The following is a 9,554-nucleotide window of genomic DNA, read 5'->3' as shown; positions in this document are numbered from 1 at the left end:
GGGCTGGGGCTCCACCTACGGCCCCATCACCGCCGCCGTACGCCGGCTCCGCGCCGCCGGACAGCCCATCGCCCAGGCCCACCTGCGCAACCTCAACCCCTTCCCGAAGAACCTCGGCGAAGTCCTGAGCCGTTACCGGCGCGTGGTGATCCCGGAGATGAACCTGGGGCAGCTCGCCACTCTGATCCGGGCCAGGTATCTGGTGGACGTCCACTCGTACAACCAGGTCAACGGCATGCCGTTCAAGGCCGAACAGCTCGCCATCATTCTCCGGGAGATCTCAGATGAGAAGTAAGGCCCTTTCCCTGGTCCCCACGAGCGAGGGCCCGCTGGTGGCCAAGGACTTCAAGTCCGACCAGGAGATCCGCTGGTGTCCTGGTTGTGGTGACTACGCCGTTCTCGCGGCCGTGCAGGGTTTCATGCCCGAGCTCGGACTGGCGAAGGAGAACATCGTCTTCGTCTCCGGGATCGGCTGTTCCTCCCGCTTCCCGTACTACATGAACACCTACGGGATGCACTCCATCCACGGCCGCGCCCCCGCCATCGCCACCGGACTCGCCTCCTCCCGCCGCGACCTGTCCGTCTGGGTCGTCACCGGCGACGGCGACGCCCTCTCCATCGGCGGCAACCACCTCATCCACGCCCTGCGCCGCAACGTGAACCTCAAGATCCTCCTGTTCAACAACCGGATCTACGGCCTCACCAAGGGCCAGTACTCCCCCACCTCCGAAGTCGGCAAGATCACCAAGTCGACCCCGATGGGCTCGCTCGACGCACCCTTCAACCCGGTCTCCCTGGCCATCGGCGCCGAAGCCTCCTTCGTCGCCCGCACCATCGACTCCGACCGCAAACACCTCACCGGCGTACTCCGCGCCGCCGCCGACCACCCCGGCACCGCACTCGTGGAGATCTACCAGAACTGCAACATCTTCAACGACGGCGCCTTCGAAGCCCTCAAGGACAAGGAACGCGCCCAGGACGCGGTCATCCGCCTCGAACACGGACAGCCCATCCTCTTCGGCACCGACCACACCAAGGGCGTCGTCCGCGACCCCGCCACCGGCGACCTCCAGGTCGTGACCGTCACCGACGACAACCGCTCCGACATCCTCGTCCACGACGCCCACAACCCCTCACCCACCACCGCCTTCGCCCTCTCCCGCCTCGCCGACCCCGACACCCTCCACCAGACCCCCATCGGCGTACTCCGCGACATCGACCGCCCCGTCTACGACACCCTCATGGCCGAACAACTCGACACCGCCGTCGAACAACACGGCAAGGGCGACCTCGCCGCACTCCTCACCGGCAACGACACCTGGACCGTCGCCGACTAGGCCGTACCCCCGCGGATCGAAGCCAGGTCGGACAGGCGCCGGACGGGCTGAATTTCGGCCCGTCCGGCGCTCGCGTCCCGGGCGGACGGCCGGCCGCCACGCACGATGTGCCCATGACCCTGGACCGTCCCGCGTACCGCATCAAGAAGCGTCTGCTCGGCAAGCCGCTCACGACCGAGCGCATCAGCGAGGAGAAGCTGAACAACCGGACGGCGCTCGGGGTGCTCGCCTCCGACTGCATCAGTTCGTCCGCGTACGGCTCCGAGGAGATGCTCCGGGTCCTCGTGCCCGTCGTCGGGGCCGCCGCCTTCACCCTGCTGATGCCGGTGACGGGCGCGATCCTGCTGGTGTTGCTGCTTCTGACGCTCTGTTACAGCGATGTCGTCATGATCTACACCCGGGCGGGCGGCTCCTATGTCGTCGCGCGGGAGAACTTCGGTCCGGACATCGCGCAGATCGCCGCCGTGGCACTGCTCGTCGACTACATCGTGACCGTCGCCGTCCAGGTCTCGGCGGGCACCAACGCCCTGATCTCGCTGGCCCATCTGGTCGGCACCGACTTCACCGGCCTCGACCACCTCCAGATCCCGGTCTCCGTCGGGGTCATCGTGCTGCTCGCGTACGGGAATCTGCGCGGGATCCGCGAGGCGGGCCGGGCCTTCGCACTGCCCGCCTATCTCTTCATGGCCGCCGTCGGTCTCGTCCTCCTCGCCGCCGCGGTGCGCGGGCTCACCGGCGAGCTGCCGCACGCCGACCTGCACGCCGCCGGGGTCGTACCGCTCGGCACCCCGGGCGACGGCTGGCTCTACGGCGCCTCGCTCTTCATCGTGCTGCGCTCGTTCGCCAACGGCGGCTCGTCCCTCACCGGGCTCGAAGCGATCTCCAACGGCATCTCCGCGTTCCGCGAGCCGCAGGGCCGCAACGCCCGCCGCACCCTGATCGCGATGAGCTGTGTGCTCGGCGTGCTGGTGCTCGGCGTCTCCACGCTGGCGCACTTCACCCATGCCGTCCCCTACACCGACGGCACCCCGACGGTCATCGCGCAGGAGGCCCATATCGCCTTCGGCGGCGGGCCGGTCGGGACGGCCGGACTGGTCTTCGTGCAACTGGCGACCGCGCTGGTCCTCTACACCGGGGCCAACACGCCGTTCACCGGCTTCCCGTTCCTCGCCAGCTTCGTCGCCGAGGACCGGTTCCTGCCGCGGCTGCTGACCCGGCGCGGGCACCGGCTGGCGTTCTCCAACGGCATCATCGCGCTGATGGTCGTCTCGCTGGCGCTGCTGCTGGTCACCGGGGCCAGCGTGGACAAGCTGGTGGCGCTGTACGCGATCGGCGTGTTCACCGCCTTCACCATGGCCGGGGCCGGTCTCACCGCGTACCACCTGCGGCGCCGCGAGCCGTACCGCCGGGTGAAGATCGCGGTCAACGGGCTCGCCGCGGTGATCTCGGCCGCCGTCGTGCTGATCTTCGCGGTCACCAAGTTCACCGAGGGTGCCTGGCTGGTCGTGGTCATCTTCCCGCTCGGGGTGTGGGCGCTGATCCGGATCAACCGCGAGTACCGGCGCGAGGCGGCGGCGCTGCAGAGCCTCCAGCCGCCGGGGGCCGACCGGCCCCGGGACCTGCGCCACCGGGTCTTCGTCCTCGTCGAGACGCTGGACCTGGCGACGCTCAAGGCGCTGCGGTACGCGCACGAGCTGCGCCCGGACGAGATCCGGGCCGTGCACTTCGCGATCGACGAGGCGTACGGCAGGCGGCTGGCCGCCCGGTGGGAGGCGACGGCCGCCACGTCCGTGTCCCTGGAACTGGTGGAGTGCCCGGACCGGCGGCTGCGCCATGCGATGAAGGAGCTGGCCGCCCGCACCACCGAGGACGGCAGGACCTCGCTGACGGTGCTGGTGCCGCGGCGGACGTACTCCAATGTGCTCGGCAAGCTGCTGCACCGGGGCACGGGCGAACAGATGGCGAAGACACTGGCGACGCTGCCGCACGTGGCGGTGACCATCCTGCCGTTCGACGTGTCGCGTGCGCTGCGTGCGCTGGAGGAGGGGCGCGCGCCTCAGCCGGACTGACCGGGCGGGTCCTGGGAGGCGTGCGTCCTGCGCTCGTCGTACGCCTCGCGCGCCGCCTGCACCGCGCTCAGGCGGTGCTCGGTCCAGCGGCCCAGTGCGCACACCTGCTCGGCGGCCTCCCGGCCCAGCTCGGTGAGCGAGTAGTCGACCCGGGGCGGGATCACCGGCTTCGCCTCCCGGTGCACGATGCCGTCGCGCTCCAGCGTCCGGAGGGTCTGGGTCAGCATCTTCTCGCTGACCCCGCCCACCTCGCGGCGCAGTTCGCCGAAGCGGTACGGGCGCTCCAGCAGCACGGCCAGGACCAGGACGCCCCAGCGGCTGGTGACGTGTTCGAGCACCAGCCGGGAGGGGCACATCTGCCCGTTCATGTCGGGCCACCGGCCCCGGTCGCTTACGTTCACACCAGTACCTTACTTCAAAGTGGGTACTTTCCATTGGTAAGTGCACCCCTTACGGTGAGCACTGCGAGCCCGAACAAGGACAAGCGCCACCGAAGAGGAGAAACCCCCCATGAGCATCGTCGTCACCGGAGCCACCGGAGAGCTCGGCCGCCTGGTCGTCGAGCAGCTGCTGACCACCGTGCCCGCGAACGGGATCGCCGCCGTCGTGCGCGACGCGGACAAGGCGGCCCCGCTCGCCGCGCGCGGCATCGAGCTCCGCGTCGCGGACTACGACCGGCCGGAGTCCCTCAAGGACGTCTTCCGGGCCGGCGACCGGGTCCTGCTCATCTCCGGCAGCGAGGTCGGCCGGCGCGTGCCGCAGCACACCGCGGTCGTCGACGCGGCGAAGGCGGCGGGCGTCGCCCAGCTCGCCTACACCGGCATCCTGGGCGGCCCCGCGGCCGACTTCCGGCTGGCCGAGGAGCACAAGGCCACCGAGCAGCTGATCCTCGACTCCGGGCTGCCCCACACCTTCCTGCGCAACGGCTGGTACACGGAGAACTACACGGCCAACCTCGCCCCGGTCCTGGCGCACGGCGCCGTCGTCGCCAACGCGGGCGACGGCCGGGTCGCCTCCGCCACCCGCGCCGACTACGCCGCCGCGGCGGCCGCCGTGCTGACCGGCGAGGGCCACCTCGGCGCGGCCTACGAGCTGAGCGGCGATGTCGCCTGGTCGCTGGCGGAGTACGCGGCGGAGATCTCCAGGGCCACCGGCAAGGAGATCGCGTACCGGAACGTGCCCGCCGCCGCACACCAGGAGATCCTGGTCGGCGCCGGTGTGCCCGAGTTCTTCGCGGGCATCCTCGTCGACGTCGACAAGGCGATCGAGCGCGGCCTGCTCGCCACCACGAGTGGCGATCTGGCCCGGCTGATCGGCCGCCCGACGACGCCGCTCGCCGAGACGGTGGCCGCTGCGGTGGCCACGGCGTAACGCTGTTCCCTCGCGCCCCAAGGGCCCCGTGTCATGACCGTATCCCGATACGGGTATGACACGGGGCCCTTCGCGGAGCTACCTTCATGCAGTTGACACATACATGCCTGGAGGGCCCGTGAAGGGGATCGACGAACAGCGGGCGGGACTTCTGTCCGGCATCGGCGCCTACGGACTGTGGGGGCTGGTCCCGCTCTTCTGGCCCCTGCTGAAGCCCGCCGGCGCGATCGAGATCCTCGCGCACCGCATGGCCTGGTCCCTGATGGTCGTCGCCGTGGCGCTGCTGGCGCTGCGCCGCTGGTCCTGGATCGGCGAGCTGATCCGGCAGCCGAGGAAGCTCGGTCTGATATCGGTGGCCGCGGCCACGATCACGGTCAACTGGGGGCTGTACATCTGGTCCGTGAACAACGGTCATGTCGTCGAGGCGTCGCTCGGCTACTTCATCAACCCGCTGGTCACCATCGCCATGGGCGTCCTGCTCCTGGGCGAACGGCTGCGCCCCGTGCAGTGGGTGGCGGTCGGCACCGGCCTGGCGGCGGTACTGGTGCTGGCGATCGGTTACGGACGGCCGCCGTGGATCTCGCTGGTCCTGGCGTTCTCCTTCGCGACGTACGGGCTGATGAAGAAGAAGGTCAACATGAGCGGCCTGGAGTCGCTCACCGCCGAGACCGCGGTGCAGTTCCTGCCCGCGCTCGGCTATCTGCTGTGGCTGGGCGCCCGGGGCGAGTCGACGTTCACCTCCGGCGGCGCCGGTCACGCGGCGCTGCTCGCCTCGACGGGCCTCGTCACGGCCGTGCCGCTCGTGCTGTTCGGCGCGGCGGCGATCCGGGTGCCGCTCTCCACCCTGGGCCTGCTGCAGTACCTGGCGCCGGTCTTCCAGTTCGTCCTCGGCATCGTCTACTTCCACGAGGCGATGCCGCCGGAGCGGTGGGCCGGCTTCGCGCTGGTGTGGCTGGCGCTCACGCTGCTGACGTGGGACGCGCTGCGGACGGCGCGGCGGTCGAGCATCCAGGTGCGCGAGGCCCGCCGGGCGGCGGGGCGGCAGGCGCCGCGCCCGAACGCGCCGGCCGACGAACCCGCCCCGCGGGCCCAGATTTAGTTACCCGGTTGCCTTTTTGACTTGGTTGCGTTTTCCTGGGGGTCCACGGAACGCGACCGAGGAGCCCGCATGCCCAAGACCCCGCCCGACACCACGCCCGTACTGATCGTCGGCTCGGGCCCGACCGGCCTGACGCTCGCCTGCGATCTGGCGCGCCGCTCCGTCGGCGTACGGATCATCGACAAGTCCGCCGATTTCCCGCGCAGCTCACGCGCGAAGGGCCCCAACCCCCGTTCCCTGGAGGTGCTGGAGGACCTGGGCGTCGTCGACCGGGTACTGGCCGCCGGATCGGGGCCGCTGCCGATGCGCAAGTACCGCAACGGGGTGCCGGTCGCCGACGCCGACCCGTCCCGGTCCTCGAACCCGACGCCGGACACCCCGTACGCCCACGGCCGGCTGATCGCCCAGTGGCAGCTGGAGGAGATCCTGCGGGACCGCCTCGCGGAGTACGGCGTGCGGGTGGAGCTCGGCTCCGAGGCGGTCGCCCTGTCGGAGGGCCCCGGCTCCGTGACCGTCGCGCTCGCCGACGGCCGGAACATCGAGGCGCGGTACGTGGTGGGCTGCGACGGCGGCCACAGCCCGGTACGCAAGATGCTCGGCGTCCCGTTCGAGGGGAAGACCGCCGAGGAGCAGTCGATGGTCTGCGGGGACGTGGAGGCGGACGGCCTCGACCGCGGGATCTGGCACCAGTGGTTCGACGAGGACGGCGCCGTGATGATGTGCCCGATCCCGGGGACGTCTTCAGGCTGGTGGTTCCAGGCGGGGCCGGAGCGCGACGCGGCGGGGGCCCTCGTCCCGCCCTCCCCGGAGAGCTTCCGGCGGCTGTTCGCCAAGCACACCCGGCTGCCGGCCGAACTGCTGACGCGGGCCACGCTGCTGTCGACGTACCGGGTCAACGAGCGCATGGCCGACCGCTACCGGGTGGGCCGCGTCTTCCTGGCCGGGGACGCCGCGCATGTGCATTCCATCGCGGGCGGGCTGGGCATGAACACCGGCATCCAGGACGCGTACAACCTGGGCTGGAAGCTCGCCCGGGTCGTCGACGGCCGCTCGGGCCCCGGCCTGCTGGACACCTACGAGGAGGAGCGGCTGCCCGTGGCCTCCTGGACCCTGGGCATCACCGCCGAGCGGCTGCGCGAGACCCTGGACGCGATCCGGCGGCCGGGCGGCGGCCTGGACTCGGCGATGTCCGCCGACACGACGGGCCTGGGCCTCGGCCACCCCTGGAGTTCCCTTTCCGCCCCCGGCTCCACCTCCCGCCTGCGGACCGGCGACCGGGCCCCCGACGCCCCCTGCCGCGACACCGCGACGGGCGCGCCGACCCGCCTCTTCGAGGCGTTCGCGGGCCCGCACTTCACCCTGCTGGGCTTCGGCCCGGACACGGCCGGGGCACTACGGGCGGCGGAAGCGGCGTACGGCGACACCGTGCGGGCGTACGGCGTGGACGCCGGCGCCCCCCGCGACCTGACCGACGACGCGGGCCACGCCCGCACGGCGTACGGGGTCACCCCCGCCACCGGCCTCCTCGTCCTGGTCCGCCCCGACAACCACGTGACCCTGATCGCCCCGGCCACGGAGCCCGGGGCGGTCGGCGACTACCTCGACCGCCTGGCCGGTACGGCCTGACGGCGGGGCGCCCCGCGCCCCCGCGCCCCCGCGGCTGCGGGCGCTGCGCGGGCTCCGGCCCGATGGCCGGCCGGGCGCGCGGCTCCGCGTCGGCCCCGCAGGGATCACCCCTCCTTCGGGGTGCGCCGGGCACGGTGCGCCCGCACCTTGTGGAGGTTTCCGCAGTGCTCCATCGCGCACCAGCGCCGCCTGCCCGGCCGCGAGGTGTCGGCGAAGAGCAACTTGCAGTTGTCGGCGCCGCATTCGCGGATGCGGTCGGCGTACGGGCCGGTGAAGAGCTCCACCGCATCGCGGGCGACCGTCGAGAGCAGAGCCGTTCCGGTGGCGTCCGGGGCCATGGCGAGGGCCCCGCTGCCGGGGTCGATACGGGGGACGAGCGGCGGCTCGGCCGCCACGGCGTTCACCACGGCGAGATCGGACGGGGAGAGCGCACGGCCGTGCGCCCGGTCGGCGGTCAGGCTCCACAGCGCGGCACGCAACTCGTGTGCCCGCGCCAGCTCTTGCGCGCTCACCGTCGGCGACAGACCGTCCGGCAGCCGGCTCTCCCCCGCCCAGCGCACCAGGTCCCCGGGGGTGTGCAGCACCTCGTACCGCGTGTACCGCGCGTGCCCGCCGGTGGGCAGCAGCTCCAGGCACAGGGCGCCGGGATCGAAGCGGTAGGGGCGGCCCTCCCGTGTGTGAAGGAGCAGCCCCGGGGCGCCCGTTGACGACTCAGTCATGTAACCACTATAAACGGTTTCCATGACTCTGGACTGGAAAGTCGTCATCGACTCGACCGACCCGCACGCCCAGGCCGCCTTCTGGGGAGAGGCCCTCGGCCATCTCGTCGAGGACCACAGCGTCCTGATCGAGCGGCTGCTCGGCTTCGGAGCGGTGCCCGAGGACGTCACCCTCATCGCCCACGACCGCCGCGCCTGGCGCGACCTCGCGGGGGTCCGGCACCCCGACGACCCGTACGACAAGGACAGCGGGGCGGGCCTCGGGCGCAGGCTCCTGTTCCAGCGCGTCCCGGAGGCCAAGACGGTGAAGAACCGGCTCCACCTGGACGTGCACGCGGGCCCGGACCGCCGCGAGGCCGAGGTGCGGCGCCTGGTGGGGCTGGGCGCGACGGTGCTCCGCGAGGTGGCGGAGCAGGGCGGCACCTGGACGGTGCTCGCGGACCCCGAGGGCAATGAGTTTTGCGTGCAGTGACCCGGGCGCCGGGCGTACGAGGTGGGCCGGCACGCGCCGAGGGGCGTACGGCTCGCCTTCCGCGTTCGCCTGCGAAAGCCCCGCCGCGCCCCCGGATCGGGAGCGCGGCGGGGCTTCTTCGGTCACGCTCCCCCCGCACCCGGCTCCCGGAGCCCCGGTGCCACGGGCGGGAAGACCCTAGTCGAGGCCCGGGACGGGTACCGAGTCCCACAGCTGGGCGACCGATCCGTCCCTCGGGGCCAGGCCGACCGGCGGGAACTGGCCGCCCTCCTTGAGGGTGACGACCCTGTCCCTGTTCGGAACCCCGATGGTCCACTTGCCGCCACCGGCCGGCTGGATCGTCCACTGGCCGGGCTGCTGCGTCGCCGAGACGAAGACGTCGTCGCCCCGCTCGACGAGGGCGTAGTCACCGGGGCGTCCCGGTTCGGCGGGCCGTCCCTGTCCGGAGATGATCGTGTACAGGCCGTTCCCGGCCGGCTTCACCACCCAGCGCTCGACGGAGGGGCCGGAGAGGTTCCGCACGGGGACGTCGATCGGCGGGTAGATCAGCGGGACGGGTCCGATCCCCAGGCCCGTCCCCATGGGGGAGCCCACGTTGTGGATCACGTACCTGGTCGACTCGGGGACTTCCGCCCCCGCTGCCGGAGTGAGGGCGGAAGTCGCGTGCAGGGGCTTCGCCGCCGGGGGTGTGGCGGCGTGGGTGGGGGCGGCGGCGGTGATGCCCATGAGGGCGAGCGCAGCGGCAGCCAAGATCTTCTTCATGGTCTGGGAACGATCGCCACGGGGCCCGGTCACGACCGGGTCCGGATCCGCCTGCCGCTTCCGTCCGGTCGGTCGTGGCCGCGCCCCCGGGGGGGCGGC

At 71.9% G+C, this 9,554-nt stretch carries 9 protein-coding genes and 1 pseudogene; 7 read left to right on the top strand and 3 right to left on the bottom strand.

All coding sequences use genetic code 11. The features are described 5' to 3' along the window. The 3 genes and pseudogenes from AADR41_RS39450 to AADR41_RS39440 form a co-directional block, all read left to right on the top strand. Positions 1-295: pseudogene (locus tag AADR41_RS39450) on the top strand (2-oxoacid:acceptor oxidoreductase subunit alpha); the annotation flags it as partial. Beyond that, on the top strand, positions 285-1,337 hold the full coding sequence (locus AADR41_RS39445; RefSeq protein WP_342287056.1) for a 2-oxoacid:ferredoxin oxidoreductase subunit beta: 1,053 nt from the start codon (positions 285-287) through the stop codon (positions 1,335-1,337). The pseudogene AADR41_RS39450 and the gene AADR41_RS39445, both read left to right, overlap by 11 nt. A gap of 113 nt (positions 1,338-1,450) precedes the next feature. After that, entirely contained in the window at positions 1,451-3,406 is a 1,956-nt protein-coding gene (locus AADR41_RS39440; RefSeq protein WP_342287055.1) for an APC family permease, read from the top strand. Here the strand turns inward: AADR41_RS39440 and AADR41_RS39435 are convergent. After that, positions 3,394-3,774 (bottom strand): winged helix-turn-helix transcriptional regulator, encoded by a 381-nt coding sequence (locus tag AADR41_RS39435; protein WP_342287057.1) that lies wholly within the window; start codon positions 3,772-3,774, stop codon positions 3,394-3,396. The genes AADR41_RS39440 and AADR41_RS39435 overlap by 13 nt on opposite strands. 142 nt (positions 3,775-3,916) lie before the next feature. On the opposite strand from AADR41_RS39435, the gene AADR41_RS39430 reads away from it, so the two are divergent. The 3 genes from AADR41_RS39430 to AADR41_RS39420 all read left to right on the top strand — a co-directional run bounded on the left by AADR41_RS39430 (position 3,917) and on the right by AADR41_RS39420 (position 7,502). Further along, positions 3,917-4,777, top strand: a complete 861-nt coding sequence (locus AADR41_RS39430) for an SDR family oxidoreductase (protein ID WP_342287054.1) — start codon at positions 3,917-3,919, stop codon at positions 4,775-4,777. Positions 4,778-4,895: 118 nt separating this feature from the next. Then, entirely contained in the window at positions 4,896-5,876 is a 981-nt protein-coding gene (rarD, locus tag AADR41_RS39425) for an EamA family transporter RarD (RefSeq protein ID WP_342287053.1), read from the top strand. A 69-nt stretch (positions 5,877-5,945) separates the two neighbouring features. Further along, positions 5,946-7,502: an FAD-dependent monooxygenase gene (locus AADR41_RS39420; protein ID WP_342287052.1), complete on the top strand. Its 1,557-nt coding sequence runs from the start codon at positions 5,946-5,948 to the stop codon at positions 7,500-7,502. A 104-nt stretch (positions 7,503-7,606) separates the two neighbouring features. On the opposite strand, the gene AADR41_RS39415 is transcribed toward AADR41_RS39420, so the two are convergent. Further along, positions 7,607-8,221, bottom strand: a complete 615-nt coding sequence (locus AADR41_RS39415; RefSeq protein WP_342287051.1) for a CGNR zinc finger domain-containing protein — start codon at positions 8,219-8,221, stop codon at positions 7,607-7,609. A 22-nt stretch (positions 8,222-8,243) separates the two neighbouring features. Here AADR41_RS39415 and AADR41_RS39410 point away from each other — a divergent pair, with 22 nt between their 5' ends. Then, entirely contained in the window at positions 8,244-8,693 is a 450-nt protein-coding gene (locus AADR41_RS39410; RefSeq protein ID WP_342287050.1) for a VOC family protein, read from the top strand. Between the two features lie 177 nt (positions 8,694-8,870). Here AADR41_RS39410 and AADR41_RS39405 read toward each other — a convergent pair whose 3' ends face one another. Continuing rightward, positions 8,871-9,455 (bottom strand): RICIN domain-containing protein, encoded by a 585-nt coding sequence (locus AADR41_RS39405; protein ID WP_342287049.1) that lies wholly within the window; start codon positions 9,453-9,455, stop codon positions 8,871-8,873. Positions 9,456-9,554 lie beyond the last annotated feature (99 nt).

It is taken from the genome of Streptomyces sp. CLV115 (genome assembly GCF_038448545.1).
GTDB lineage: Bacteria > Actinomycetota > Actinomycetes > Streptomycetales > Streptomycetaceae > Streptomyces > Streptomyces sanglieri.
Note: the sequence above shows the minus strand (reverse complement) of the source record. Positions and strands in the feature narration are given on the sequence as shown.

Excerpts from the sequence above, each read along its gene's own strand:
- AADR41_RS39445 (WP_342287056.1), top strand. The coding sequence starts at position 285 with ATGAGAAGTAAGGCCCTTTCCCTGGTCCCCACGAGCGAGGGCCCGCTG.
- AADR41_RS39440 (WP_342287055.1), top strand. The coding sequence starts at position 1,451 with ATGACCCTGGACCGTCCCGCGTACCGCATCAAGAAGCGTCTGCTCGGC.
- AADR41_RS39435 (WP_342287057.1), bottom strand. The coding sequence starts at position 3,774 with ATGAACGGGCAGATGTGCCCCTCCCGGCTGGTGCTCGAACACGTCACC.
- AADR41_RS39430 (WP_342287054.1), top strand. The coding sequence starts at position 3,917 with ATGAGCATCGTCGTCACCGGAGCCACCGGAGAGCTCGGCCGCCTGGTC.
- AADR41_RS39420 (WP_342287052.1), top strand. The coding sequence starts at position 5,946 with ATGCCCAAGACCCCGCCCGACACCACGCCCGTACTGATCGTCGGCTCG.
- AADR41_RS39415 (WP_342287051.1), bottom strand. The coding sequence starts at position 8,221 with ATGACTGAGTCGTCAACGGGCGCCCCGGGGCTGCTCCTTCACACACGG.
- AADR41_RS39410 (WP_342287050.1), top strand. The coding sequence starts at position 8,244 with ATGACTCTGGACTGGAAAGTCGTCATCGACTCGACCGACCCGCACGCC.
- AADR41_RS39405 (WP_342287049.1), bottom strand. The coding sequence starts at position 9,455 with ATGAAGAAGATCTTGGCTGCCGCTGCGCTCGCCCTCATGGGCATCACC.